We start from the raw sequence: 25,717 nt of genomic DNA, 5'->3' as shown, positions 1-25,717 counted from the left end.
GTTGGCCCCGACGAATGAGTTATTCGCTCAGAAGTTCGAGCGTGGTCAATGTTTGAGAAGATGACAATTTCTCGCCCCTTTGCGGGGTCAGGTTGCGCTCTTCACACTCGACTGGCCCGCATTAGGGCTACGGCGCCAACTGCGGAACTGTAGTGGCTGTCGCACCCTAGACGCCGGCGCGCTCATGCGCGGCAGATGGCGGTGGCGGCCAGAAGGAGGACGAAATGCGTAACCGGGGGAAGAAGCAGCCTGACCTCGGAGGGCTGGCCAAGCTGCACGTGTCTGTCGTCAGCGTGGACCAGCAACAAAAAGTGTCCGCCGACAAAGCGTTCGCGAATACCGTTAGCCAGTGCCACGCTGCGCTGCTGTACGGCGACACCGTTGACCTGATCAGTCCCAGCGCGGCGTTACGTCAATCCCTAGTGAAAGCCGGCGATCTCACCGACTTGGAGCTCCTCCGACTTTCGGCGGAGATAGGCAAGGCGCGGCCTGGCGAGAAGCTATCTCCGGAGAGTGCTGCCGCGAAGGCGCGCATTCTCAGCTTCATCACGGAAATTGACGAAAGCATTCTGTCCCCCGATCAGCGTAATGCGTACCGCGAGGCCATCAAAGGCATGGCAGCGAGTATGGCGCCGCTCCGCGAAACTCTCCGCGAGCAGGCGCTGCAAGCCTGGGAAAAGTCGCCGTTCCGTCAATTGCAGCACGCAATCGACGCTGGCGTCCTGTCGATCACGGAGATCGACGGCGCTAGCGTGTCAACGGGTGATCCGACAACAGTGACGGAAGGGTTGCTGACGTGCATCGGACATGCGCTTAGTTCCGTCGATCGTTACCCCATGTTTGATCTCGAGTCGCTCAAATACGTCGATGCGGGGAAGGAGGCAGGTGTTTTCTCCGAAAGATCCGTAACGCAAAAGCGAAGTGCCGACATTGCAATGGCCGCCGGCCTGATTGGTCTCTTGCCCGAATTCCCGCATGCCACGACCGACGAGATCCTGGATATTCGGACCCACCTAGCGAAGCCGTTGCAGAGCTTCAGGACAGCGGTCCGGGAGCTATCTTCCGAAGTGCAAGCTTCACCTCAATCGGCCGATTTCGAGCAAGAGATCAGCGACGCGTTTCTGACGAAGGTCGTGCCAGCCATCGCGGCGATAGATGAAGAGCTCCACTCGAACAGCAGTCTCAGAGATCTGCTGGGGAGAGCGCTCAAAGATGGTGCAAGCCTTCCTGGCTTGACGGCTGCCGGATCACTCGCCGGCGGCGTTGCGCTCGGATCTAGCGCCATCGCGAACATCTTATTAGCCAGCGGTGCTGCAATCGGACTGTCGGTTGCAACGGTTCGCAGCTATCTAGCGCAGGGCACTGACCTGCAGGACGTGACCGACCGAGAATTTTACTTCATGTATGGCGCCAACAAGCACTTCAATCGGCGTGCATAGCGAAATGGGAAGCGGCTCGGCGGGAAACGGTAAACCCTCGCAAGAGGCAATCAAGGCCGCAGGTAAACGGGCAACTATGGCCTCTGCAGAATCGTAGGCCGGGCGGTTCATGACGGCTCGTTCGGTCGAGACCGGCGCGGAAATACATCGACAGCCTCAAGCCGAAACCCACGCGAGGCGGCAGGGGACTGCCCTGAGTTCAGTTGACCGCGGGTGGAATTTCAGGCCGACGACCGACCACGGAGATGGGGTCAACAGTGACCAGCCCACCGCGAGTCACGAGCTGAACGACCGTCTGGCTCTAGGATTCGCCATCTGTATGGCAGAAACGCTTCCGCCATCTTTGTGGCAACGACCAGTTACGGCAGGTCAAGACCTCGGAATATGTCACGGAGTTTGGCAACCTACATTGGCTTTGGATTTTGCTGCATGTGACCAGGTTGCCCGAGGCGTTTCGGCGGCACACTGATCGTGGCCGCGGTCGATGGCACCATATACATGTGCTGCACCGAACGCGCGGCCCCGCCCGTCCACGTCGCAATCCAGCACACCGGCCGCACAGAGCTGACCTGGACGATCACTTAGCGCCTCGGCCGCCGCTCCTGGCGCACCACGTGGTGGGCGGCTCCAGCAGAAAGCGCAGGCACCCGGCACGCGTTAGCTGATGCGGCTGAGCGCGAACGGCATCGAGATCAGGAGTGGTTTGTTGACGCCGCACGCCCCGCTGGGTCCGGTGGTGTCATCGAGTCCTGCGAACAGGTCGTTCTGGCTGTTGTCGCCTTGCCCGGTGTGGGCGTTGACGGCGTAGAACCGGAAGTGCTGCAGAGCATCTGGGGCGCTCCCATCTGGGCAGGGCGCCCAGTTCTTCACCACGTGTTTGACGTTCCACAGGCCCGACATCTTGTAGATCGGTTCGCTCCAGCCCTGGTCACTGGTTATGGTTCCCGTGCAGTCGGTGGGGTTGGAGCAGGTACTGGTTATCGTCCACGTCGCGATGACGGTCGGCTGGTCGTAGAACATGTCGTTGCTCTTGGCGAGGTCGCCATTGGACAACGCGCGGAAGGTGCCGTTGAGCGCCCCTTTCAGTTCGGGGCTGTCGGCACCTGCGGGTGCGCTGTTGACGAGGAGCAGCACCGAAGCAGCCGTTACCAGGCAACCACTCTTCACCGTCGCTCCTTCAGGTCGTGTCGATGTTCAATGCGGCAGCAGACTGGTCCACGAGGAAGGTGGGGGCTTGTCAGTGAGGTTGGCTTGGGTGTACAGCTTGCCGTCCCCGCCCATATAGCTTCCGGTCCGCGGATTATATTGCGCGACAGCGGCTTGTGGCACGGCAGTGGTTCCCGTGAACGCGTTGGGGACGGCGGCGGGCGGCCCGGTGCCTGGCGGAGGGGGTGCGGGGGCGACGGGCCCACCGGTGGGTGGAGCGGTGCCTTCGGTTGGCGCGTAGATGTTCTCGTCGCGAGACACCCTGGAGTCGGGCGGGACGCCCTGCGCGACGAGGTTGGGGTCGAATGGGTAGGGGCCCAGAATGTGTGGGCGGGCGGCCAGCGGCTGGAAGCCGCGCGGGTCATTGCAGAGTTCCACGGTGGGTGCGCGTTTTCCGGGGTGGGCGATGCACGGGTAGTTGCGCGCTCCGCGCACGGTGCCGGGGGAGTCCTGGGGGAGTTTGCAGTACAGGCCGTCGGGCGTATCGACCTCGGTGAGGTCGCCAGGTGAGCGCCACTGTGAGGGAGGAAGGAAGCCGACCGTACACGGGTTGGGATCACCTGCGGTGGTGGCGAATTGACCACCGGTGGGGATGCCGGTGGCATTGTTGCGCGGCATCGCGGCCTGGACTGTCGACAGAAATGGCGGCAGCAGCACGAGTACCTGTTCTAGAGACGGGTTGTAGGTCACGGCGATCTGCCCGATGGTGGTGAGGTTGGCCAGTAGTACCGGCAGGGTGGGTTTGAGTTGGGTGAGCAGTGCCGAGACTTCGTCGAGGGCGCCGGGACCGGACGCGAGTACTTTCCGTATCTGCGGGTCGTTGGCGTCCAGCTGGGTAGTGACCCCGGCCAAGCTGCGCGACCACGTGCGGAGCGCGTCCTTTGTGGCGGCTTGTCCGTCGAGCAACGGTGCAGCGTCGTCGACAAGCGTCTTGGTGCGATCGGCGACACCGAGGAGGTCGGCCGAGAGTCGGGACGTCGAGTCTGCGAGTGAGCCGAGGTCATATCCGGCACCGTCGAGGCCGCTGAATGTTCCGTCCAGCAGTGCGTTGAGTTTGTCTTTGGGAATGCTTGCCAGCAGGGTGCTGGTTTGGTCGAGCACCGGTCCCACCTGTTGGGGAACGGTGGTGTCGGCGATGGCGATGATCGAGCCGTCGCGCAGGTACGGACCGGCGTCGGTACTGGGCACGAGGTCGACATACTGTTCGCCGACCGCTGAGATGCTGTGGACCTCGGCTGTCAGGGCCGAAGGGATTCTTACCGAAGAATCGAGCGAGAGCACGGCTTTGGAATGTCGCGGTGGACCCGGGTCGAGTGTGACGTCGCTGACCTTTCCTACCTGCACACCTCGATAGGTGACATTGGCGAAGCGGTAGAGCCCGCCGGTGTTGGGCAACTCGACGGTCACCGTCATGCGGCCCAAGCCGAGCAGCGTAGGCACTTGGATGTAGTTCAGCATCATGACCGTGATGCCGACCACTGACGCGATGGTGAAGAGCGCGAGTTGAATTCGGACGAATCTGGTCAGCATCAGCCGCCCCCGCCTGCAGGTGGCGGAGATGCGGGGCGGCCCGCGGGCGGTGGCTGCCCGGCCCCGGGTGCTCCAGGTGGCAGCGTGCGGGTCAGAGGCGCGTTGAGGGGGTCGTAGGTGTACTGAAGGTAGTAAGGGTCCCCGGGGGCCGGGATGAGCTCGGCGTTGATGTCGCCGAATCGGGTGCCGCGGAAGATGGTGCGCTTGAGGCGCGAATAGGTCAGGTCGACCACCGGGTAGAGGTTGAGGTAGTCGCCGCGGATGCCGCGGTCGATGACGTTCTGCGGGAAGGGAAACGTCGGGGCCAGGGCGAGCGCGGTATCGAGCTTGGGTCCGACGTCGGCCAATGCCTTGAGGGTGGGTTGCAGATTGCGCAGGTTCGCCACGAGGTCGTCCTGGCTGTCGGTGATGAGCGTGGTGGTCAGGTCGCTGAAGGTGCCCAGCTTCGTCAGTGCTTCGGTGAGGCGCGGCCGGGCCTGCTCGAGCACATCGAGGGCGGGTGGGATGTCGCGTAGGGCTTCGGTGATGGTCGTGGTCTGCCCGGCCAGTACACCGGTGAGGCGGTCGAGCGTGTCGATGGTTGCGGTGACGTTGTCGCGTTGACGGTCCATGGCGCTGATGAAGGTGTCCAAGCGGTTCAGTGCGTCGCGGATCTGGGTTTGGCGGCCGTCGAAGATGGCGTTGGTGTCGTGGATGATGTCGCCGATTTGGGTTAGACCGCCCGAGTTGAGGACCAGGGAAAGTGCGGAAAGGGTTTGTTCGGTCGAGGGGTAGGTCGATGCCTGATTCCGCCCGATGGTGGTGCCGGGGTCGAGTTTTCCGGTGGGGGCCTCGCCGGGCGGCGGATCGAGCGCAAGGTGCATCGAGCCCAACAGACTTGTCTGGCCGACGGTGGCAACGGCGTTGGCGGGTATGACGACGCCGGGGTTGATCGACACGTCGATGTTCGCGTGCCAATTGTCAACGCGCATCGTCGAAACGCTGCCGACGACGACGTCGTTGACGAGTACGGGTGCGTTGGTTTCCAGCGTGCCGACATTGCCGATCTCGACGTGGTAGGTGAGTGCGTTGGGGCCGCGTCCGGCTGTTCCCGGCAGCGGCAGTGATGTCACGCCCCCGAACGCGCAACCGGCGACGGTCAGGGCTGCGGTGGCCGGTGCGAGCGAGCGTGTCAAGCGGCGAAGCATCATCACCCTCCAGTTCCCGGGGCGACTGATGGTGTGACGTCGGGACTTTCGGCGGGCAGCAACGGTGCGGTAGAGCCTGTAGTCGGTGGTGCCGTAGCAGGCAGTAGCAGGCCGGGCAGTGAGGTGGGGGCGGCGGGCGGATAGGCCGATAGCGCAGGCGGTTGTTCGGGTGCGGGGGGAGCGGGTCCGGTGCCGCCGGGGGCGAGTTTGGGGTCGGTGTAGATCATGTTTTCCGGAGAGTACGACGGCGCCAGGAACGGGTTGATGGGAAAGGGCAGCCCGTTGAAGTTGAGCAGATCCAGTCCGGGACCGAGGTATTGCGCGCAGAGCTTGGCGGTTTCGGGCGCTGTGGTGTTCTCGACCGCGCCGATGGCGCCGCAGATGAACTGCACGGGATTGGCGAAGTTGGTGAACACGAATGAGCCGTTGACGTCACCGGTGTCGGGGTTCCAGATGTTGTAGGCGTTGGCGATGGCGTTGGGGGCCACGTGCAGAACGTTTTCGAGGTCGGCGCGGTGGTCGACCAAATTCTGGGTGACATTCGCGAGCCGTTGCACCTGTTCGGAGGTCTGGTTGCGGCTGCCGGCGATGAAGCGCTGAACCTCGGTGAGGGCCTCGGACAGGTTGGTGACCGCGGCGTCCAGGTCGGACCGGCTTTCGTCCAGAATGCTGGTCAGCGTCGCGAATCGGTCCTGGAATTGCACGATCTGTGTGTTGCTGTCGCGCAGGGCAGACACGAAGGTCTGCAGGTTGGCGATGATATCGACGATGTCACCGCTGCCTTCGGCGAGCACCCTGGCCACACCGGAAAGTTGAGCGAGGACCTCGCGCAGTTTGGGGCCGTTTCCCTCCAGTGCGCGGGCTGCGCTGTCGATGAAGCGGGAAATCGAGGGCGGGCTGTCGGCCCGGGGCCCCAGGTCGGTGGCCAGGCGCATCAACTGGTCTTTGACCTGGTCCCACTCCACAGGCACCGCCGTGCGGTCGATCGGTATCTGCCCACCGTCGGGCATGAGTGGTCCGTCACCGGGGACGTAAGGCGGCGTGAGTTCGACGTAGCGCGCAGCCACCAGGTTCTGGGAGACGATGATGGCTTGCGCGCTTGCCGGAATGGGGATGTCGCGGTCCACCGTCATGGTCATCTTGGTGCGGGTCCCCTCGGAGTCGATGGCCTCGATGTGCCCGACGGGGACGCCGGCGATCTGCACGCTGTCGCCGGGATAGATGGCGATCGCCTTGGTGAAGTACGCGGTGAGGGTGCGCGGCGCGAAGTAGGTGCCGCGCACGAGCAGTGCCACGCCGCCGACCAGACCGACGATCAGGACCAGTGAGGTGAGGGCTACGAGTCGACGTCGGTTCATCGTGGCGGCAGATCTCCCGGTTGGGGTATCCCGTTGTACGGGAACGGTATTTCCGCGCGCGGGCCGGCATCGTCGGGCGGTTGCCCTTTCTCGCTGCCGCGCCGGAATCCAAACGCGTAGTCCAGGAACGGCTGCAAAACCTCCGGCAGCGCCAAGTTCGGAATATAGGCGTTGTAGTACCAGCCGTTCGCCACTGTTTCGCCCTGTGTCACCTGGTATTTCGCCAGCCCCGGCAGCGCTTTGGCGATGTTGTCGCGATTCTTCTCCAACATGGCCGTCACCGAATTCAGCTTCTCCAGGGTGGGTGCCAGTTGCGCTTCATTGTCGGCGACCAGGCCCGAGACTTGTTGTGCCACAGCAGAAGTATTGGCCAGGAGGTCGACAATGGCTTGGCGACGTTCGGCCAGCGCGCCGACCAGGTCGTTGGCATTGAGGATGAGCGTATTGAGCGCTTGGCTGCGTGTTGCCAGGACGTCGGTGACGGCACCCGTGTGACGCAGCAGCTCGGCAAGAGTTTCGTCCCGGCTGTTGATCGATCGCGAGAGCTGTGCGACAGCATCGAAGGCAGGACCGAGCTGCGGGGTAATCTGATCGAGCGTTGCCGACAGTGTGTCCAGAGACTGGTTAAGGCTGGCGGTGTCGGTTCCGGCGCTGTTGGCGGTGAGCTCGCCGACCGCGTCGGTCAGCGAGTACGGCGAGCCGGTGCGCGACACCGGGATGATCGAATTCGGTGACAGCGCCGAGTCGCCGCTGGACTCCAGAGTCAGAACCCGTTGGCCGAGCAGTGATCCGGTGCGGATGTGGGCAGTTGTCTGCTCACCCAGACCGACCTTGCCCTCGACGGTGAATGTCACCAGAGCAGTGCCGTCCTGCAGCTCGATGTCGGAGACGGAGCCGACCGTCACGCCCGAGACCTTGACCTCGTTGCCGGAGACCAGACCGCCGGCGTGGGTGAACTGCGCCCGGTAGCGCACGCTGGTGGCCCACGTCAGCAAGGCGTCCGGGTTGAGTCCCACGATGATCGTCAACACGATGACGACGACACCGATGAAGCCGGCGCGAATGAGCCTATTTCCACGGTATTTCAGCATCAGGGCTCTGTGCACCTCCCGGTGTCCTGCTTGATCCACGGGAAGACCACGGTGCGGCCCTCCAGGTCGCTGGCGCGAAACTGGATTCCGCAGATGTAGTAGTTGATGAAACTGCCGTAGGCGCCCGGCCGTCTCAGCTTGCGGTAGTTGTTCGGTGCCTTCTGCAGCGCCGTGTCGATCAGCTCTTTGTCGTCGTCGAGAAGCGGTGCCAGACGGCCGAGCTCATCGACAGTGCCCTTGAGCGGAGGTCGGCCCCGGGTGAGAAGTTCAGCGACCGACGCGGTTCCACTGTCGAGTTGGTCGATGGCGGTTCCGATCGGGTCACGGTCCGCGGACAGGCCGGCAACGAGTGTCTGGAGTTTGTCGATCGTCGAGGAGAACCGAGGTCCATCGTCGGCAAGGACCTTGGCGACGGTGTTGAGATTGTCGATGAGGCGTTCGACGGCCTCGTGACGATCGGCAATCGCCAATGAGAATGACGACGTCTTCGACAGGATGGATTGGAGCGTGCCGCCTTGTCCTTGGAAGATCTGGATCAGCGAGGAGGTCAGTGTGTTGACGTCGTGGGGGTTCAGACCTCGGATTACCGGTTTGAGTCCGCCGAGGAGCAGATCGAGATCCAGCGCGGGTTCGGTACGCTCGTTGGGGATTCGCGATCCTGCGGGAAGCACGCGGGTCGGCCCGGGGGAGTCGACAAGCTCGAGATAGCGATCACCGACCAGATCGAGATAGCGCACCGCCACCTTGGTCGACGGAGTCAGCACGACGTTTCGGTCGGCGTCGAATTCGATGAGGACCGTCTTGTCGGGTTGCAGCACGATCGATGACACCGTGCCGACACGGATACCCGACACGCGCACCGAGTCGCCCTCCTTGAGGCTTGATGAATCGGTGAACACGGCCGAGTAGCTATTGGCGGAGCCACCGCGATATTCGCTGAAGGTGAGGAACAACGCGGCGGTCAGAAGGCCCATGACCACAGCGAAGACCGAGAACTTGACCAGTGTCCCGGTTGTTCGGGTCATCCGGGCTGGCCGATCTGGGCGGTGTTGCGCGGGGGCCCGTCCAGTGGCCCGAACAGAAGTTGTTTGAGTCCGTCGGAGTTCAAGATGATGCCTCGATTACCGAGCTGGGTCGGATCGGCGCCGATGTCGCCGAGAACGAACTTCGGCTTGAATCCGGCCGGCATGTCCGGAAGGCCGACGTCGGCACAATGAGGCCCGCCGCTTGCGGCCACCTTCGGCAGGTTCGACGGGTAGCGGTAGCGGTCTTGTCCGAACGAGAAGCCGAGGCTGGCCACGATACCGGGCACCGGCGACGGGGGACTCTCGGCGACGGGGATCAAACCTGCCACACCGCAGTGGATTCCCTCGCGGTAGCGATTGGTCAGGTCGGTGGTGGGCACCAGCAGGTCCAGTACGTCAGTGAGCGGTTGCCGATTTTCGCCCACCACCGCGGTACCCACCTGTGCCAATCCCACCGCCGACATGAGTAGGGCGTCGAGATCACGCTGTGTGTCGGCCAGGGTGCGGCTGAGTCGCGAGGTGTTGGATACCGTGGTCATGAGGTCAGGGGCTGCGTCAGCGTAGGCACCGACAACGCCTGGCGCCGTGGCCAATTCGTGCTCAAGGGTGGGCAGGCTCGGTTCCAGGCGCGCGAGTAGTTCGTCCAGGTCGACGAATGCCTGCCCGATCTGTTCACCGCGGCCGCGCAGTGCGGTGGAGACGGCGGCGAGCGTCGCATTGAGCTTGCCCGGTTCGATGGTCGACAGCAGCGAGGTCAAACGCTGGAACAGCGTGTTGATCTCGACGGTGACCTGCTGGGCCGCCAAGGTCTGGCCGGCCTGCAGTGGTTGTGACGACGGCTGATCGGGCAGGACGAATTGGACGTACTTTGCACCGAACACCGTCGTCGAGGCGATGTCGACTTCGACGTTATCGGGGATGGTGGTGATGAGTCGGGGGTCGAGGGCAAGATGCAGTACTGCCTGCCCGTCGTCGCTCGACTCGATGGACGCGACCCGCCCCACCTCCACCCCGAGCAGTTTGACGCGCGCGTCGGGATCCATCACGAGCCCGGCGCGCGGCGAAGACACCGTCACCGGAACGGTTTCGGTGAAGGTGCCTCGAAACAGCCCGACACACAAGGCGATCACCGAAACCAGAGCCAGCACCGAGACCAGCCCGGCCAACGGCCTCACGGCCGACGCGCTGAGCCGAGGTGTGGCGACGGACCTTTGATGTCTGCCGGATCTCTGATGTTCTGTCACGAGTCAGCCCTCGCCGCGACGTAGGCACATCGCTGTCACGAACACGGGCTCAGCTTGAAGTCGCCACGCGAAGCGGTCAACGCGTTCCGAGCAAGACGATGAGCAGCAGATTTTTCAAGGCAGCGGGTGAGGGGCATCACACCGGCCCGACCAGCGCGGAACTATGAGAAAAGTGGGTCGGTTTCTCTCACTGCGCGAAAATCGATGCGCGGACGCCTGCGGCTACGGCGCCGTCGCGAAGCAGGGCCCGATGAAACGCGCGACGATGGCGCGCTCGTCGTCGCGGTTCTTGGCAGGCCAGAACCACAGGGCCAGCGTGGCGCGAACGAGCCACTGCGCCGCGATCGGGTCTCTTCGGCCCAGCATTTGTGCGGCGAGGTCGGCTACCAGCGGAGACGACGTGAGCCATCCGGTGTCATGGTCAGGTCGGATAGAGCCCATGATGAGCGGTCCCAACGGTTCGGCGCGTATAAGGTCCAGCGCGACGATGATGGCTTTCTCGACACGCTCCGCCCCGTCGAGGCCTTCGATTTCCGTTTTCAACTGTTTGACGATGCGCACCGACATCCGGTGCATGACGCCTTCCATGATGACCGACTTGCCCCCCACGTTGCGATAGATCGTCGCCGGCGAGCAATGCACTTTCGCAGCGAGCGCGTCGATGCTGAAGGCCTCGAATCCGTGCCGCGAGATCATCTCTGCGGCCGCGGCGTAGATGCGCTCGGCTGCTTCGGCGCGACGATCCGTTCCTACCAGCCAGTCCTGGCGTACCACCTCAACCGGCTCCCCTCGCTGACGACAGCGTCGACCAGTCGTTATCATCATGAGAATTATCTGGACGTATTTCTCACCATAGTACGAGTTGGAGTGCCTGCCAAGAGAATCAGATCGGTGTGATCGGCGCGCAGAGGTTCTCAAACTGGCCGCCACCCATTGACTTCGCGGCGTCACGCCCCGCAGCCTCACTGTATGCGTCACCACCCGTTGCAACCCGGCTGCGCCGCGTGACGCGCGAGGCGCATGTCGATTGCGGATCCGTCCACCCGGAATTGCGTGCGCTGTCTCGCTTCGCGCCCCGGGGCACGATACCCAATCTCGCTGCGCTGAGGATCATGCGCCGGCTGACGGGCATGCGGAAACCGGTGGCACACGGCGTCACTGTCGAACATCTAGGCCCCGCCGCCACCATGAGGATCTACCGAGGAGCCGACACGGCGGTAACTGCCCCCGCGCTGTTGTGGATGCACGGGGGCGGTTACGTGATGGGCCGCGCCGATCTCGACGACCGGCTGTGCCTATCGTTTGCCGATGGGCTGGGTATCACGGTGGCCTCTGTCGACTATCGGCTCGCACCGGAAAATCCCTATCCGGCCGCCGTCCTCGACTGCCACGCCGCATGGCATCGGCTCGCTCGCCTTCCTGGCGTCGATTCACGGCGCATCGCCATCGGAGGCCTCAGCGCGGGGGCCGGATTGGCTGCCGCCCTCGCATTCCGTCTCCGCGACGAGGACGACCTCGCTCCGGTACTCCAATTGCTCGCCTATCCCATGCTCGACGACCGTTCCTCGGGCGCTGCTCATCCCTGCGCCGCGCGGTACCGCTTCTGGGACCACCAATCGAATCAGTTCTCGTGGCGCGCGTACCTGGCGGCAGCAGACCCCGCCGAGGCGGTGCCGGCCCGCCGCGACGACCTCGCCGAAGTGGCGCCCGCCTGGATAGGTGTCGGTTCGCTCGACCTCTTCTGCGAGGAAAGCGTGGTCTACGCGCGGCGACTGCGCGCCGCAGGCGTTGCCTGCCAACTCGCGGTCATCGACGGCGCATTCCACGGATTCGATGCCGTTGCTCCCAAAACCTCGGTGGCTCAAGCGTTTTTCGCCCAGCAATGCCTCGCCCTCGACCACGCTTTCCGCGATCCGGCGCGCTCCGGCTCCACCACCCTGCCCAGAAACTCGGAAGGTCACACCTGAATGACGATGAAGAACACCGCACAAGGCACCACGTCGATGCTCAAACCCGTGACCTCCGCGATCCAGCTCAACCTCGCTGCGGCGATCAGGCAACGACGTCTGGGTTACAGCGGATGGCACGGCGCGGTGAACACCTCCTACGACCCGCTGGATCCCGCGACAGCGGCCCAACCGTTCGCGGCCTATGCTGCGCTACACCGCGGCGGCCGGGTGCATTACAACGCGCGCCGTCAGACGTGGATACTGCACCGCCTCGACGATGTCCGAGCTGCGTTGCGCGACACCGATCAGGTGACCAGTAGTCGCGGCGTCACCCGAATCCGGATGGCCGCAGACCTGGTGGTCTTGACCGACGGCGAGCAGCACAGCCGTCTTCGCAAACAGGTTCAACCGGCCTTCACGAAGAAGGCCCTCGACAGCTGGCGCGTGATCATCGACGCCCTGGCTGCCGAACTCGTCGACACAATGGTCTCCCAGCCCGGAAGTGACGCCGTCGCCCAGTTGGCAATTCCCATGCCGCTGCGCGTCATCGCGGGCATCCTCGGCATTCCCGACACCGATATCGGCGACTTCCGCCGGTGGTCAGAAGAGGCCGTGCGCCTGATCGATTTCACCCCCACCGTCAGGGGTGTCCTCAACACGGGCCGCGCTCTGCGCGCCGCGGCCGGCCTGCGGCGTTACTTTCTCAACCACCTTGCCAACGGTGATCTCAAAGGATCCGACACCGTCATGGGCCGGCTGCTCGAACACAACACCGACGGCAGCCTCACCGACGACCAGTTGTTCTACATCGCGGTTCTGCTGCTCATCGCAGGCAACGAAACCACCACCAACCTCCTCGGCGGCATGATCGACACGCTTGCACGAGATCCTGGGCAATACGACAAGATCCGCGCCGATCCCAACATGATTCCGATGGCCGTCGAGGAACAGCTGCGCTACACCAGCCCCATCCAGAACCTGTACCGCTACACGCGGGCGCCCTACCAAGTGGGGGAGGTGACCATTCCGACCGGGTCACGCCTGCTGTTGTCCTTCGGTGCCGCCAACCGCGACCCCGAGGTGTTCGACGACCCGGATACCTACCGGGCGGACCGAAACCCCCGCATGCACGTGGCGTTCGGCTACGGCGCCCACATGTGTCTGGGTGCCCCGTTGGCGCGAATGGAGGGCCATGCCGTGCTGCGTGAACTGGTCAGCCGTGTCAGTCGAATCTCCCATACCGGAGTCACAACCTGGTCGACGAACAGTTCCTTGCGTGGTCCCACGCATCTGCCGGTCACCTTCCACACCAACTGATCGCCGGCCGCCCAAGAAGCCGCGTCTCGTTTCTGGAGAAGCGAGGACAGGTTGAGGGACTGTGGATTTAACGGTGTTTCCGGCACTGACACGCTGAGCGATGCTCGGCGAGAAAGGTGCCGTGATGACGACACTGGAAGATGTGACCAAGAAGAAGCAGGTTGAGCAGTCCGCGGAGCAGAAGGCTGCGGTCGAGTTGGTGCGGCTGGCCCAGGAGCAGGGCCTGTCGCTGACCGGGCCCGACGGGCTGCTCAAACAGCTCACCAAAACGGTGCTTGAAACCGCTCTCAATGAGGAGATGACCGAGCACCTCGGCTATGAGAAACACGACCCGCCCGAGGCGGGGACGGGCAACATCCGCAACGGCACCCGATCCAAGACGGTACTGACCGACACCACCGGCCCAGTCGAGCTCGATGTGCCGCGTGATCGGGCAGCGACGTTCGAGCCGCAGATCGTCAAGAAGCGCCAACGCCGGCTCTCCGGTGTGGATGAGGTGGTGTTGTCTTTGTATGCCAAAGGGCTTACCACGGGCGAGATTTCAGCGCACTTCGCCGAGATCTACGGCGCGTCGGTGTCCAAAGAGACGATCAGCCGAATCACCGACAAGGTACTCGAGGAGATGAACGACTGGGCGGTGCGGCCGCTGGATGAAACCTACGCCGCGATCTTCATCGACGCGATCGTGGTGAAGGTCCGCGACGGCCAGGTCGCCAACCGACCGTTCTACGCCGCCATCGGGGTCACCCTGGGCGGGGAACGCGACATCCTGGGTTTGTGGGCCGGCACCGGCGGTGAGGGTGCCAAGTTCTGGATGGCCGTGCTCACCGATCTGCGCAACCGTGGTGTCAAGGACACGTTCTTCGTCGTCTGCGACGGGCTCAAGGGACTGCCCGAGGTGGTCGGCAACGTGTGGCCGCAAGCGATCGTGCAGACCTGCATCATTCACCTGATACGCAACACATTTCGGCTCACCTCCCGTAAGTACTGGGATGAGATCAAACGCGATGTGAAGCCTATCTACACCGCGGTCAACGCAACCGCGGCCCGCTCGGCGTTCGACGAGCTGACCGAGAAATGGGGGCAGCGCTACCCGGCAGTGATCCGGCTCTGGGACAACGCCGGGAACAGTTCATCCCGTTCCTGGACTACGACGTGGAGATCCGGCGGGTGATCTGCTCGACCAACGCGATCGAGTCGCTCAACGCCCGCTACCGCCGCGCGATCAAGGCCCGGGGTCACTTCCCCTCCGAGCAGGCCGCACTGAAATGCCTGTATCTCGTCACCCGATCGCTGGACCCGACCGGTGCCGGCAGGGCACGATGGACGATGCGGTGGAAACCTGCCCTGAACGCGTTCGCGATCACCTTCAGCGACCGATTCCCGGCAGCCGAAACCTACTGATGGAAACCGCCGGAAACACCGTTAACGAGATAGTCCCCAGGTTGAGCCCGCCGCCGGTCTGCTGCACGGCTCCAGGTCCGGTGTCTCGTTCTTGTCTCATTCCGCGTGTTCCAGATCTGAACTCTCGAGGGAATGAGACGTGCGCAGCTGACTGCGGAGATCGCCGCGCGTGCGCGAATGAGGGGCCGGGCAAGGCTCGCCGGACGAAAATGCGTGACGACCGTTACTGTCGCCTTGTAACCTTTGCACGACCGTACGGTTCTAGGATCTGCCATTTGGATGGCAAAAACACTTCGCCATCTCCATGGCAAAGCAAGAGGAACTGCAGGTCGCGCGACCGGCGTATGTCACGCAGTTTGGCAACCTACACGGCGGTGATCGAGCTGGGCAGCTTTGACGCTGCTGCGCAGCGGTTGCATGTGACGCCGTCGGCAGTCAGCCAACGCATCAAGGCGTTGGAGCAGCGGGTGGGCCAGGTGCTCGTGGTTCGGGAGAAACCGTGTACGGCAACGGCTGCGGGCGTTCCGCTGTTGCGGTTGGCTGCGCAGACGGCGTTGTTGGAGTCTGAGACTCTGGCGGAGATGGGTGGGGGTGCTTCGCAGCGGACGCGGATTGCGTTGGCGGTCAACGCGGATTCGATGGCGACGTGGTTCACCGGGGTGTTCGGGCGGCTGCCGGAGTTGTTGTTCGACATTCGGATCGAGGATCAGGACTTTTCGGCGCGGCTGTTGCGAGAGGGCGTGGTGATGGGCGCGGTGACCACCGAACGTGCGCCGGTGCCGGGGTGCCGGGTGTATCCGTTGGGTGCGATGCGGTATGTGCCGGTGGCCAGTGCCGGCTATGTGGCGCGGTACTTTCCGGAAGGTTTCACGCGGACGGCTGCCGCAACAGCGCCGTCGTTGGCGTGGAACCGTGACGATGCACTGCAGGACCAGTTGTTGCGCAAGGCGTTTCGCAAGGACATCGCACGGCCTACGCATTACATCCCGACGGCGGAGGGATTCGGCGCAGCGGTGCGGACCGGGCTGGGGTGGGGGATGTACCCCGAGGAGCTTGTCGACACATCGTTCGTACCGATCACCGAGCAGCACCTCGACGTGCCGCTGTTCTGGCAGTGCTGGAAACTCGACAGCCCGATGGTCACGGCTATCACCGACGCCGTCAGGGAAGCCGCGGCCAGCCTCCGCGGCGACCTGTAGTGCATTCACTACCCAATAGACCGACGAGGCGGTGCGGTCGTGGAGCGCACCACGAGTTCTGGTTCGAGCACCACATCGTTGGTGTCCAATGGCAGGCCTTCGAGCAGTTGGACCGTGAGCCGTACTGCGTGCTGCGCCAGCTCGGGAGCGTCCTGGTGAACGGTGGTGAGATCGATCCGGGGGTTGTCGGACAGGTGGCTGTCGTCGTAACCGATGAGCGACAGCTCGCCAGGGATGTCGACGCCCGCGCGGGTAAGGACATCGAGCAGACCTAACGCGCACCGGTCGTTCCCGGCGAGCACCGCAGTGGGCAGTGCCGCGCCGGCGAGCATTGTGCGGCCTGCGGCGGCTCCGGCCTGTTCGGAATGCGCACCCGGGATGACCTTGGCGTGATCCGCCAAACCGTGGCTGCGCATGGCCGCACGATAGGCGCGACGACGGTCTGCAGAGCCCGGATCGCCGCCGCCGTCGACGTGTTGGATGTCGCGGTGTCCGAGGTCGACGAGATAGTCGACCGCCTGTCGCATGCCTTTGGCATCGTTCGTGCGAACCGTTGCCAGAGGCGAAGTTTCGTCGTTCAGATCGCGTAACCGCCGGCCCACAATGACCACCGGCACCCGCTCGGCGAGCGTGTGTAGATAGTCGGAATCGGAGTCGGGGCCCAGCAAGATCAGCCCACCGCAGCGATGGCTCAGGAGAGCCTCGATGAAGGAACTCTCATCACGGTCGGGCAAGTTCGCCGACAGCAGTACGTCGTACCCGCGCGCCTCGGCCGCGGGGTAGATGTTGGTGACCAATTCGGCCTCGAAAAGCTGCTGGACATCCATCAGCACGCCAAGGGTTCGACTACGGCCCTGTGCCAGCAATCGCGCCGCCGAGTCGGGCCGATAGCCGATCTCCTCGGCGACGGCCAGCACACGCTGCTTGGTCTCTTCGCTGGCGCCGGGCTTTCCGTCGAGGATGAACGACACCAGCGTTCGCGAGACCCCAGCCCGGTTGGCGACGTCGGCCATCGTCGGACGCCGTGGCCCAGAGCCAGTTCGTGACGGCGGGCTCATCGAGCGTCTCGGGAAAGTGACGGTTGACACATTTCGCTCACCGGCTCATAGTAGACCTCACGCGCGTTACTAACGCGCGTTAGTCAGAGCTTCGAAACGAGGACCGCCCATGTCTCGCATGTCGGAAGACAGCCGAACTAGCGCCCCGCACGGCAGATTCCTGACCAAGCTGACCCTCATCGCTACCCTGGGTGGGCTGTTGTTCGGCTACGACACCGGTGTCATCTCCGGCGCGCTGCTGTACATGAAGGACGACCTGAACCTCAGCGCATTCGGTGAGGCGACAGTGGTGAGCTCCCTGCTGTTTCCGGGCGCGGCCTTCGGAGCGCTGTTCGGTGGCCGCGTCGCCGACCGCATCGGGCGCAAGCGGACCCTGCTGGTCTGCGCCGGACTGTTCCTGATCGGCGCAGTCGGCTGCGCCCTGGCGCCCAATGTCCAGATCATGGTCGCCGCGCGCATCGTTCTGGGCCTCGGCGTGGGTGCGGCGGCAGTAACCTGCCCGCTCTACCTGGCCGAGATGGCCCCGGCGGAGCGTCGCGGACGGATGGTCACCATCAACGAGTTGATGATCGTGACCGGCCAGATGCTCGCCTTCGCCACCAACGCCCTGCTCGACCACCTCATCCACGATCCGCACGTGTGGCGCACGATGCTCGCCGTGGCCGCGGTTCCGGCGCTCGCCCTACTGCTGGGCATGTTGGTTCTACCGGATTCACCGCGCTGGTATGGCCTGAAAAACCGGATGATCGAGGCTCGCTCGGTACTCGGGCTGAGCCGGCCACCCGCGGAGGCCGACGCCGAGTACAGCCTGATCGCCGAGCACACCGCGCACATGCTCAAGACCACCACCACGCCATTCACCGTGATTCGTGACGTGCCCTGGATCCGGCGAGTGGTGCTCATCGGGTGTGGGTTGGCGATCGTGCAGCAGGCGACAGGCATCAACACGGTCAACTACTACGCGCCGACGATCCTCGAACAGAGCGGTCTCGGGGTCAGCGCCGCACTGGTGGCCACCATCGCAGTCGGTGTCACGTCGGTGGTGACGACGATCATCGGCATCGTCCTGCTCGGTTACGTGGGGCGCCGGACCATGCTGCTCATCGGCTTCGCCGGCGTGGCCGCTTCCCAGGCCGCACTGTCGCTGGTGTTCCTGCTGCCGGAATCGACCACCCGCAGCTACGTGATCCTCGCGTGCATGGTGCTCTTCGTCGCCTTCGTGCAGATGTTCATCGGCACCTGTGTGTGGCTGCTGCTCTCCGAGATTTTTCCGTTGAGCATCCGCGGTTTCGCGATGGGCATCGCAGTCTTCATCCTGTGGTGCACCAACGCCGTCATCTCGTTCGTTTTCCCGCTGCTGAACGCGGCATTTGGGTCCACCGGAACATTCGCTCTGTTCGTAGTCATCAACATCGGATCGTGGCTGTTCGTACGGCACTACATTCCGGAAACCAGGGGCACCACTCTGGAGGAACTCGAGGAGCGCTTCGAGGTCCATGGCACCGGTCCGATGCCCGTAGTTGCCGCCACCTAGCGCAACACCACACATCACCGAAAGGAACTTTGTAAAGCTATGTCTGACTTACGAATTGCCGTCCTCGGTGTCGGCCTCATGGGTGCTGATCACGTCGAGCGGATCGACACGAGGATCTCCGGCGCCAGGGTTGCGGTGGTCAACGACTATGTGGCCGAAAAGGCCGAACAGATCGCCGACGGTATCCGGGACTGCCAGGCGATCGCTGATCCGTTGGACGCGATCGCCGATCCCGATATCGACGCCGTGGTGTTGGCCACACCGGGACCCACTCACGAGAAGCAGCTGCTGGCCTGCCTCGAACACGGCAAGCCGGTGATGTGTGAGAAGCCGTTGACCACGGATGTGGAAACCGCGCTGGAGGTGGTCCGCCGCGAAGCTGAGCTCGGCAGGCGCCTGATCCAGGTGGGATTCATGCGCCGGTTCGACGACGAGTACCTGGCCCTGAAGGCCTTGCTGGACGACGGTGAGTTGGGGCGTCCGCTCGTGCTGCACTGCGCACACCGTAATCCTGCTGTCCCACACAATTTCGACAGCACCATGGTGGTGCGTGACTCCCTGGTGCACGAGGTGGATGTCGCCCGCTTCCTGTTCGACGAAGAGATTGCGGCCATCCAGATCATCAAGCCGTCACCGAATCCTTCGGGCCCACAAGGCCTTGCCGACCCACAGATCGCCATCCTGCGTACCGCGAGCGGTCGGCACGTCGATGTGGAGCTCTTCGTCCACACCGGCGTCGGCTACGAGGTGCGCACCGAGGTCGTTGGCGAAAAAGGCTCCGCCATGATCGGTTTGGATGTCGGCTTGGTTCGCAAGAATGCGCCCGGCACCTGGGGCGGGCAGATCACCCCGAGCTTCCGGGAGCGGTTCGGCCGTGCCTACGACACTGAGATCCAGCGGTGGGTCGACGCCGTCCGTGACGGATCCAACGTCAACGGGCCCACGGCATGGGACGGCTATGCCGCCGCAGCCGTCTGCGAGGCCAGCGTCGAATCACTGAACTCGGGCCGACCAGTCGACGTCAACATCATTGCCCGCGAATCCATCCCAGGAGCTTGATATGAAAATGGCGCTTGATCCGACCCCGTTTCACCACTCACACGGTTTACTGGAGTTTCCCCGCCTGGTGGCCGAACTCGGCTACGAATACCTGCAGCTGACTCCGCATCGCGATTTCATCCCGTTCTTCAACCATCCGCGCGCCGACGACGAACTGGTCAAGAAGTTCCGCAAGGCCTGTGCCGATGCCGGCGTCGGGATCGCGTCGGTACTGCCGGTGCTGCGCTGGTCGGGTCCCGACGAAGACGCGCGCGAGGCGGCGGTGCGCAACTGGAAGCGCGTCATCCAGATCACCGTCGATCTGGGGGTCGACGTGATCAACACCGAGTTCTCCGGCCGCCCGGAGAAAGCCGAGGAATCGGAGCGGGCGTTCTTCCGGTCCATGGAGGAACTGGTGCCGATCTTCGAGCGTGAAGGCATCGACGTCCGGATCGACCCGCACCCCGACGATTTCGTCGAAGACGGCATGGAGGCGCTGCGCATCATCCGCGGCGTCAACTCGCCCAACATCGGCATGGTGTACGTGGCCTGCCACACGTACCACATGGGGGGCACGATGGGCGCGGCGATGCTCGACATCATCCGGGCTGCTGGCGACAAGCTGCGTCTGGTGCACGTCGCCGACACCATGGATCACCACGCCTCACACGGCCTGCGCTACATCACCAACCCGCCGGGCAACCCGGTGCGCGTGCACCAGCACCTCAAGATCGGCGACGGCGATGTCGACTGGGACGAATTCTTCTCCGGCCTCGCCGAAATCGGTTTCTACGACCGCCTCGACACCGTCATGGTTTCCAGCGTGTTCGCCGAAGACGAGAACGCCCGCGAAGTCTCGCGTTACCAACTCGCCACCATGACCGACTACGTCAACAAGTACCGCTGCTAGCCACGGCGGTGAGGCTGTTACGCCCCATTGCATACGCCTGAGTCGCGGATCACCGTCCCGTACACGTTGGCGGTGGCGATGTTCGCGTTGATGACCCCGGAGGGCAGCTGCTGTTTCATCTTGTCGCTGATCTGGGTCAACTGGAACCAGAGCCGATAGATCGAATCACCGTGAAACAGCGGCGAATACTGGCTCTGGTCGGGGTAATTCGTGATGTACAAGGTGTGAGCGCGCGGATCCAGGAATGCCGCGGATTGGTCGATGTTGGCCATCACGGTGTCGGCGACGGTTCGCACCCCGGGCGCGGTCCAGTCGTCCCGCTGCTCACCCAGATATCGCTGAAACCCGAACACCTGGCTCATCAGGGTGTCGTACTGGGCGTTGAACCACTGGCAAGCCTCTCGCTGCGCGGTGATCTGCTCTGGGGTGACGCGGATCTGCCACAGGTTGTAGGGGAACACCGTGTAGTTCGGTGACCAGTCCGACGGATGAGGCACGAATAAAGGCAGAGTCGCCGGTGTTTCGTCCGCGTCCGCGGCTACCGGTCCGGCCAGGACCACCGCGCAGAGCGCCGCCGCGAGCGCCGGGAAGACTCGGCTCAGGATTCGTCTGCAGATCGCCACCACGGTTCGATTGTCCAAGGTCGACTCCTTCTGCTGCGGACGATTGGTGAGCTCGCTACCAGACCAGCGGGGCCAGATGCCGACGTGCGTAGGCCCGGACAGCTTCGTCGTCGCTCACATCGAGAACTTGCGTCGGCACCTGTGCAAGGGAACTGGCCAGCCTGATGTGCAGTTCCGCGACGGCCAGCAGATCGGCATCGGGCATCGTGGCGCCGGCCGCCCGCAGCGCTTTGGCCATTGCGGCTGAGGCGTTGTGCAGGAAGATCTGGGCCTCGTGATATGCGCCGGCCACAGGCGTGAAATCGTTGTCCAGCCGCAGGAATCGGCGCATCACGGGTTCGGTGGCAAGTAGTCGCAGTCCTTCGCAGAACGCCGCTACCGCAGCGTCGGCCGGGCCCGAATCGATTGCGACGGTGCGCAACCGGTTCATCGCGGAGTCGAAAGTGCGCCGGCCCAATTCGGTGATCAACGCGTCGCGGCTGGGAAAACGCCGGTAGAGCGTCCTGCGGCTGACCCCGGCCTGCTGTGCGATCACGTCGAGGCTGGCACGGCCGAGCCCGACAAGCGCAACCTCCTCGGCAGCCGCCTTCAAAATGGCGTCTTCCTGCTCGGGCTGGCTGGCGTTGCTGCGTGGCATCGGTAACAGTGTGTCAGCCTGCGGCCGGGCAGCCTAGTGGGGCGAACGAATCCAGCGCCACCGACCGGTGCAGCCGGACGAGCTTCTCGTATTGCAGGCGGTTGTACGCCAGCGGCACAAGAAGAAGTCGGTCGGGCAGCGTCCGCCACGCCAGTTGGAGCACCGACGTGTACAACTTGAACTCGCGGTCATGTCTGGCCTGCCAACGGAATCCGGTCAATTCCCGCACCCCCGGATGCATGATCCCGAATGAGCACACCTTGATCACTCGACCGGCCATCGGGCGGACCGCCAACCACGGCGGGGTAAGTGCGAGCCGCACCGGTCCAGGTATCAGCAGCGTGGGCAGCGGCAGGCGGGTCAGCCCGGCCGTCACTCGATCGAGGAACTGATTGGCCTGCAACCGATTCTGAACCATTTCGTCGTAGTGACGGGTCGCCTCGGCATACGTGTCAGGCAGTTTCGCCGAGGCGCCGGGCAGTTCAAGCGCGCGAAATGCCACAAGGAGCTGGCGGTAGGCGGCTTCGCGTTCGGCCGGCGTCAACTCGGTACCGGTGGCCGGTGTGAACGAATGCAGGATCATGAAGATGCCACTTACGGCGATCCAGTTCCACAGCTCCGGATTCAATGCGCTGTACCGGATGTCGGCGAAATCTCCCGTGCCGTGTCCGCGAACGTCGCGGTGGAGCACTTTGAGACGCCGGCCCTCGGTTGCGCGGTCGTCGGCGTCGCCCCAGATCGCCAAAAGCGTTGAAAAACCTCCCCGTAAGCCGCGGTCGAGGAAGTTCTTCTCGAACCGGCCACTGCGGTCCACCGCGGCGGCCACCGGAACCAATGCCACTTCGTCGAACGCTGCAGCGCCGAAGGCTCCGGCCAAGACGCTGCCCGAATGCCGACGGAATTCCCTCAGTACTGCCGGCCGCACCGCATCCTTCTCATCAACAGTCCTGCTGATCGGGCCTGAATCGGCAACGGTGCTCATCGCAGCTCCTAAGTCGGTGACACAAAGGCTATCAATGTGTGCCATCGTGTCAATAGGGCAAGCGGGAACTGTCGTGCCTCGTTGGTATCTTGCGGGCATGACGGCGCATCGCTACGAGGTGCAGGTGACGTGGACCGGCAACAGCGGCTCGGGAACCAGCGGCTACCGGGACTACGCGCGAGACCACAAGATCGACGGTGTCGGAACGCCCGGTAAACCGTCGATCCCAGGGAGCGCCGACCCGGCGTTTCGGGGCAGCGCAGAGCGTTGGAACCCCGAAGAGTTGCTGGTCGCCAGCCTGTCGCAGTGCCACATGCTGTGGTATCTCGCGTTGTGTGCACGCGCGGGGATCGTGGTGACCGAGTACAGCGATCGCCCCGTCGGCGCGATGGCCGAAAACACCGAGGGCAGTGGGAGTTTCACCGAAGTCACGTTGCGTCCACAAGTACGCATCACGAGTCCTGACCGGCTGGACGACGCCACCGGCCTGCATGAGGAAGCCCACCGGATGTGCTTCATCGCCAATTCGGTGAATTTCCCGGTTCACACCGAACCCAGCACGAATCTGAGCTGATCACGCGGCCGGATCGGGGAGGCGACCGTCGGCATTTGTGGATCGGGTGTAGATTTGCTAGTAGGCCGTTTACATCAGCGGGTCAACCATGGCGTTCATCGCCCGTGGCTTTCAACGTTGAATGGTCAGCCAGCGAGTTGATTTTCGCCGGCTCTCAACTACCACACGTGCGGGTTGGTCCCGCACCTCTCAAGGACACGCTTATGGATTCGTCCGACCTTTTCTCGCACCCTGTCCAGCAGGAGTCAATCTCAGATGCCGAGAGCTCCGCAGAACCGGTGAGGGCCCCGATTTTCTCGGATCGCCCCAAGCCACAACCTCGTGCCGATGCGCCGAGCTCGTCGTGAACGGCCTGAGCGGGGCACGACGACTGGCCAGCCCCGTCAGGCTCACGCTTGCCAAGCAACTGGGCGCTGATATTGACGGCGCCTGGTGGCCTCACACCGCCTCGGTGGCGAACGAACTGCCCGAGCTCGTCGGGATCCTGCACCAACCGTTGGGCGAGATCGTTGACATCCGTATCAATTGGTCAGCAGCCGAGGGCCAACTGGACCTCAACACGATCGTCACCGGCAATCGGTGGACGATCGGGATGCAGGTGCGGCGGCCCCGTTTGATGGAAGTGACCGGGAAGAATGCGGTCGTGAAACTTCTTGTGGTGCCGTGTATGACATCGCAGTCCCTCGGGGGGCTGGTGATGCGCTGTGCGGCGTCGATGCCGATAGAGGAATCGGCGCGCAACACGCCACTGTTTGACACCGCAGACTGCATCATGCGGGTCGCGCAGGTCGAGTCCGCGAGATGGCTGGGTCGTATGCAGGACCCCGCGGAAACGACAGCCTGAAAACGAGAAATGGGCTGGTACGGGGTTTATCCGTACCAGCCCATCATCATGTCTCGGGGCGGTTATACCGCAGTTACTCCCACTGCCTGGGGGCCCTTGGCTCCCTGCGTGATCTCGAACTCGACACGCTGGTTCTCTTCGAGCGACCGGAAACCGCTTCCGCTGATCTCCGAGTAGTGAACGAAGACGTCAGGCGCGCCACCGTCAGGAGCGATGAAGCCGAAGCCCTTTTCGCCGTTGAACCATTTCACAGTTCCCTGTGCCATATTTTTGCTTCTCTCATTGTTCAATCCGGACGTACGAAAAACGCCCGTATACCAGTGTAACACGAGAGCACAGTGAAGAGCCCAAACTCGTGGGAGCGTTGGCCTCCAACGCTTTTCGCGGCGAAAAGTGCCGACGACGACGAAATCGTCGGATCTGCGGTGACTAGTCGGCCGGAACGACGCCGCGAGGCAGGATCAGCGGAAGGTCGTTGTAGGTGGCGATGCCGGGTGCTGCGGCCACGACCGCGGGTATGGCGTTGAGCGGAGGCGTGGCGGTCATGATGTGGCCGAGCACCATGAATTCTTCGAGGGTGGTCGCTTCGAAGTCTGGTGGCGGCAGGAAGCCGACCTTCATCGTCACCGTCGGGCGGCCGGCGACCTCGATGACCCAGCCGTCCTGGTCGATCTGCCAATCTGGTTCAAGCGCTTGGCCTTTGCGCCAGCGGACATTGATCTCGACGCGGGTATTGTCCCCCGCCTCGCCTTTTACGATGCCCTTCCAACTGGCGTATACACCGGCCACGCAACCGGCCGGGATGGTCCACGAACCGAGGTCGAGATCCTCGGTGGTTTGGGCATATTCTGCGTCGCAGCGGACCTCGTCGAGTTCGATGCCGAGCGCGTCGGCGACCATCCGGACGGCCTCGCCGAACACCCCGGTGCCGTGGGCGGTCATGGCCTGCAGATCCGGGTGATCGATGGGCTGGCCGAAGCCGACCGGCTTCTCGGTGGCAGGCGAGTCGTAGAACGTGGTGTCGGCGGCCTCGTTGACGGTGATCTTGTCCACCCGGTCGCAGATTCCCGCGGCCACCACCGACAGCTGGTTGACGTAGCCGGGGCTGATGCCCGAGCCGAACATCGTCGAACCGCCGCGCGCGCACGCGTCGGCGATCTTGTCCCGACCGTCGCCCTGGTTGTGCCCGGTGATGAACGACGCCGTCGCCACCACATTGATGCCGGCCTCGAGGATCCGGACCAACTCGTCGACGTCGATCCACATCGGGTTGTAGACGACGACGTCCGGTTTGAGCGCGAGCAGGGCGTCGACGTCGTTGGTGGCGGTCACGCCGAGCGGTTCCAGCCCGCACAGTTCACCTACGTCGCGGCCCGATTTGTCCGCTGACCAGGCGTAACACCCGACCAGTTCCAAAGTGGGGTTCTTCGCGATGGCTGCGACCGAGCTTTTGCCGACATTGCCGGTCGTCCATTGGACGACCCGGTAGACATTTGACATGGGGCCCCTTTCGACGGCACGGCGAGTTTTCCACGGCCGTGAGAAAAAGGGAAGGGTCTGGTCGCGAG

At 63.6% G+C, this 25,717-nt stretch carries 23 protein-coding genes and 1 pseudogene; 10 read left to right on the top strand and 14 right to left on the bottom strand.

Annotation, left to right across the window (positions count from 1 at the left end):
• Positions 1-224 precede the first annotated feature (224 nt).
• Positions 225-1,439, top strand: coding sequence for a hypothetical protein (locus ABQF30_RS15640; RefSeq protein WP_448465270.1), 1,215 nt, complete (start codon positions 225-227; stop codon positions 1,437-1,439).
• A gap of 657 nt (positions 1,440-2,096) precedes the next feature.
• Here ABQF30_RS15640 and ABQF30_RS15635 read toward each other — a convergent pair.
• The 8 genes from ABQF30_RS15635 to ABQF30_RS15600 all read right to left on the bottom strand — a co-directional run bounded on the left by ABQF30_RS15635 (position 2,097) and on the right by ABQF30_RS15600 (position 10,854).
• Entirely contained in the window at positions 2,097-2,606 is a 510-nt protein-coding gene (locus ABQF30_RS15635) for an Rv2253/PknI dimerization domain-containing protein (protein WP_448465268.1), read from the bottom strand.
• Between the two features lie 27 nt (positions 2,607-2,633).
• On the bottom strand, positions 2,634-4,175 hold the full coding sequence (locus ABQF30_RS15630) for an MCE family protein (protein ID WP_448465266.1): 1,542 nt from the start codon (positions 4,173-4,175) through the stop codon (positions 2,634-2,636).
• Positions 4,175-5,350, bottom strand: a complete 1,176-nt coding sequence (locus ABQF30_RS15625) for an MCE family protein (protein WP_448465264.1) — start codon at positions 5,348-5,350, stop codon at positions 4,175-4,177. Before ABQF30_RS15625 ends, ABQF30_RS15630 begins: the two co-directional genes overlap by 1 nt.
• A 14-nt stretch (positions 5,351-5,364) precedes the next feature.
• Positions 5,365-6,720, bottom strand: coding sequence for an MCE family protein (locus ABQF30_RS15620; RefSeq protein ID WP_448465262.1), 1,356 nt, complete (start codon positions 6,718-6,720; stop codon positions 5,365-5,367).
• Positions 6,717-7,811: an MCE family protein gene (locus ABQF30_RS15615; protein ID WP_448465260.1), complete on the bottom strand. Its 1,095-nt coding sequence runs from the start codon at positions 7,809-7,811 to the stop codon at positions 6,717-6,719. Before ABQF30_RS15615 ends, ABQF30_RS15620 begins: the two co-directional genes overlap by 4 nt.
• Complete coding sequence (locus tag ABQF30_RS15610) at positions 7,811-8,836, bottom strand: MCE family protein (RefSeq protein ID WP_448465258.1); 1,026 nt, start codon at positions 8,834-8,836, stop codon at positions 7,811-7,813. The genes ABQF30_RS15615 and ABQF30_RS15610 overlap by 1 nt, the downstream gene beginning before the upstream one ends.
• Positions 8,833-10,011: an MCE family protein gene (locus ABQF30_RS15605; RefSeq protein WP_448465256.1), complete on the bottom strand. Its 1,179-nt coding sequence runs from the start codon at positions 10,009-10,011 to the stop codon at positions 8,833-8,835. Before ABQF30_RS15605 ends, ABQF30_RS15610 begins: the two co-directional genes overlap by 4 nt.
• Before the next feature lie 291 nt (positions 10,012-10,302).
• Complete coding sequence (locus ABQF30_RS15600; RefSeq protein ID WP_448465254.1) at positions 10,303-10,854, bottom strand: TetR/AcrR family transcriptional regulator; 552 nt, start codon at positions 10,852-10,854, stop codon at positions 10,303-10,305.
• A 230-nt stretch (positions 10,855-11,084) separates the two neighbouring features.
• Here ABQF30_RS15600 and ABQF30_RS15595 point away from each other — a divergent pair, with 230 nt between their 5' ends.
• The 4 genes and pseudogenes from ABQF30_RS15595 to ABQF30_RS15580 all read left to right on the top strand — a co-directional run bounded on the left by ABQF30_RS15595 (position 11,085) and on the right by ABQF30_RS15580 (position 15,949).
• Positions 11,085-12,047, top strand: a complete 963-nt coding sequence (locus tag ABQF30_RS15595) for an alpha/beta hydrolase (protein WP_448465874.1) — start codon at positions 11,085-11,087, stop codon at positions 12,045-12,047.
• Positions 12,048-13,346: a cytochrome P450 gene (locus tag ABQF30_RS15590; protein WP_448465252.1), complete on the top strand. Its 1,299-nt coding sequence runs from the start codon at positions 12,048-12,050 to the stop codon at positions 13,344-13,346.
• A 121-nt stretch (positions 13,347-13,467) separates the two neighbouring features.
• Positions 13,468-14,750, top strand: a pseudogene (locus tag ABQF30_RS15585) (IS256 family transposase).
• 344 nt (positions 14,751-15,094) lie between these two features.
• On the top strand, positions 15,095-15,949 hold the full coding sequence (locus tag ABQF30_RS15580; RefSeq protein WP_448465250.1) for a LysR family transcriptional regulator ArgP: 855 nt from the start codon (positions 15,095-15,097) through the stop codon (positions 15,947-15,949).
• Positions 15,950-15,957: 8 nt separating this feature from the next.
• Here ABQF30_RS15580 and ABQF30_RS15575 read toward each other — a convergent pair whose 3' ends face one another.
• A complete protein-coding gene (locus tag ABQF30_RS15575) occupies positions 15,958-16,962 on the bottom strand; it encodes a LacI family DNA-binding transcriptional regulator (protein WP_448465248.1) in 1,005 nt (334 codons plus the stop codon).
• 154 nt (positions 16,963-17,116) lie between these two features.
• Between ABQF30_RS15575 and ABQF30_RS15570 the strand changes: the two genes are divergently transcribed.
• The 3 genes from ABQF30_RS15570 to ABQF30_RS15560 are packed head-to-tail and all read left to right on the top strand — an operon-like array spanning position 17,117 to position 20,489.
• Positions 17,117-18,541 (top strand): sugar porter family MFS transporter, encoded by a 1,425-nt coding sequence (locus ABQF30_RS15570; RefSeq protein ID WP_448465246.1) that lies wholly within the window; start codon positions 17,117-17,119, stop codon positions 18,539-18,541.
• A gap of 39 nt (positions 18,542-18,580) precedes the next feature.
• On the top strand, positions 18,581-19,600 hold the full coding sequence (locus tag ABQF30_RS15565; protein ID WP_448465244.1) for a Gfo/Idh/MocA family protein: 1,020 nt from the start codon (positions 18,581-18,583) through the stop codon (positions 19,598-19,600).
• A 1-nt stretch (position 19,601) separates the two neighbouring features.
• Positions 19,602-20,489: a sugar phosphate isomerase/epimerase family protein gene (locus tag ABQF30_RS15560; protein ID WP_448465242.1), complete on the top strand. Its 888-nt coding sequence runs from the start codon at positions 19,602-19,604 to the stop codon at positions 20,487-20,489.
• Between the two features lie 17 nt (positions 20,490-20,506).
• Here ABQF30_RS15560 and ABQF30_RS15555 read toward each other — a convergent pair whose 3' ends face one another.
• From ABQF30_RS15555 to ABQF30_RS15545, 3 genes are all read right to left on the bottom strand, one after another.
• Positions 20,507-21,106, bottom strand: a complete 600-nt coding sequence (locus ABQF30_RS15555) for a hypothetical protein (protein WP_448465872.1) — start codon at positions 21,104-21,106, stop codon at positions 20,507-20,509.
• A gap of 61 nt (positions 21,107-21,167) precedes the next feature.
• Positions 21,168-21,749, bottom strand: coding sequence for a TetR/AcrR family transcriptional regulator (locus ABQF30_RS15550; protein ID WP_448465240.1), 582 nt, complete (start codon positions 21,747-21,749; stop codon positions 21,168-21,170).
• Between the two features lie 13 nt (positions 21,750-21,762).
• Entirely contained in the window at positions 21,763-22,731 is a 969-nt protein-coding gene (locus ABQF30_RS15545; RefSeq protein ID WP_448465238.1) for an oxygenase MpaB family protein, read from the bottom strand.
• Positions 22,732-22,828: 97 nt separating this feature from the next.
• Here ABQF30_RS15545 and ABQF30_RS15540 point away from each other — a divergent pair, with 97 nt between their 5' ends.
• Positions 22,829-23,305, top strand: coding sequence for an OsmC family protein (locus ABQF30_RS15540; protein WP_448465236.1), 477 nt, complete (start codon positions 22,829-22,831; stop codon positions 23,303-23,305).
• A gap of 343 nt (positions 23,306-23,648) precedes the next feature.
• On the top strand, positions 23,649-24,149 hold the full coding sequence (locus tag ABQF30_RS15535) for a DUF5994 family protein (RefSeq protein ID WP_448465234.1): 501 nt from the start codon (positions 23,649-23,651) through the stop codon (positions 24,147-24,149).
• 62 nt (positions 24,150-24,211) lie between these two features.
• Here ABQF30_RS15535 and ABQF30_RS15530 read toward each other — a convergent pair whose 3' ends face one another.
• Both ABQF30_RS15530 and ABQF30_RS15525 read right to left on the bottom strand, forming a co-directional pair.
• On the bottom strand, positions 24,212-24,415 hold the full coding sequence (locus ABQF30_RS15530) for a cold-shock protein (protein ID WP_003891980.1): 204 nt from the start codon (positions 24,413-24,415) through the stop codon (positions 24,212-24,214).
• A gap of 163 nt (positions 24,416-24,578) precedes the next feature.
• Positions 24,579-25,649 carry an NAD(P)H-dependent amine dehydrogenase family protein gene (locus tag ABQF30_RS15525; protein WP_448465231.1) on the bottom strand — a complete coding sequence of 357 codons (1,071 nt, stop codon included), beginning with the start codon at positions 25,647-25,649 and terminating at the stop codon, positions 24,579-24,581.
• Positions 25,650-25,717 lie beyond the last annotated feature (68 nt).

The organism is Mycolicibacterium sp. XJ870 (assembly GCF_053483975.1).
This window is presented reverse-complemented; position numbering and strand designations above follow the sequence as displayed.

What these genes read in the sequence shown, in the direction of transcription:
- ABQF30_RS15630 (WP_448465266.1), bottom strand. Translation starts at nt 4,175, where the DNA reads ATGCTGACCAGATTCGTCCGAATTCAACTCGCGCTCTTCACCATCGCG.
- ABQF30_RS15530 (WP_003891980.1), bottom strand. Translation starts at nt 24,415, where the DNA reads ATGGCACAGGGAACTGTGAAATGGTTCAACGGCGAAAAGGGCTTCGGC.
- ABQF30_RS15575 (WP_448465248.1), bottom strand. Translation starts at nt 16,962, where the DNA reads ATGGCCGACGTCGCCAACCGGGCTGGGGTCTCGCGAACGCTGGTGTCG.
- ABQF30_RS15620 (WP_448465262.1), bottom strand. Translation starts at nt 6,720, where the DNA reads ATGAACCGACGTCGACTCGTAGCCCTCACCTCACTGGTCCTGATCGTC.
- ABQF30_RS15565 (WP_448465244.1), top strand. Translation starts at nt 18,581, where the DNA reads ATGTCTGACTTACGAATTGCCGTCCTCGGTGTCGGCCTCATGGGTGCT.
- ABQF30_RS15615 (WP_448465260.1), bottom strand. Translation starts at nt 7,811, where the DNA reads ATGCTGAAATACCGTGGAAATAGGCTCATTCGCGCCGGCTTCATCGGT.
- ABQF30_RS15570 (WP_448465246.1), top strand. Translation starts at nt 17,117, where the DNA reads ATGTCTCGCATGTCGGAAGACAGCCGAACTAGCGCCCCGCACGGCAGA.
- ABQF30_RS15540 (WP_448465236.1), top strand. Translation starts at nt 22,829, where the DNA reads ATGACGGCGCATCGCTACGAGGTGCAGGTGACGTGGACCGGCAACAGC.
- ABQF30_RS15640 (WP_448465270.1), top strand. Translation starts at nt 225, where the DNA reads ATGCGTAACCGGGGGAAGAAGCAGCCTGACCTCGGAGGGCTGGCCAAG.
- ABQF30_RS15560 (WP_448465242.1), top strand. Translation starts at nt 19,602, where the DNA reads ATGAAAATGGCGCTTGATCCGACCCCGTTTCACCACTCACACGGTTTA.
- ABQF30_RS15525 (WP_448465231.1), bottom strand. Translation starts at nt 25,649, where the DNA reads ATGTCAAATGTCTACCGGGTCGTCCAATGGACGACCGGCAATGTCGGC.
- ABQF30_RS15590 (WP_448465252.1), top strand. Translation starts at nt 12,048, where the DNA reads ATGACGATGAAGAACACCGCACAAGGCACCACGTCGATGCTCAAACCC.
- ABQF30_RS15545 (WP_448465238.1), bottom strand. Translation starts at nt 22,731, where the DNA reads ATGAGCACCGTTGCCGATTCAGGCCCGATCAGCAGGACTGTTGATGAG.
- ABQF30_RS15580 (WP_448465250.1), top strand. Translation starts at nt 15,095, where the DNA reads ATGTCACGCAGTTTGGCAACCTACACGGCGGTGATCGAGCTGGGCAGC.
- ABQF30_RS15550 (WP_448465240.1), bottom strand. Translation starts at nt 21,749, where the DNA reads ATGCCACGCAGCAACGCCAGCCAGCCCGAGCAGGAAGACGCCATTTTG.
- ABQF30_RS15610 (WP_448465258.1), bottom strand. Translation starts at nt 8,836, where the DNA reads ATGACCCGAACAACCGGGACACTGGTCAAGTTCTCGGTCTTCGCTGTG.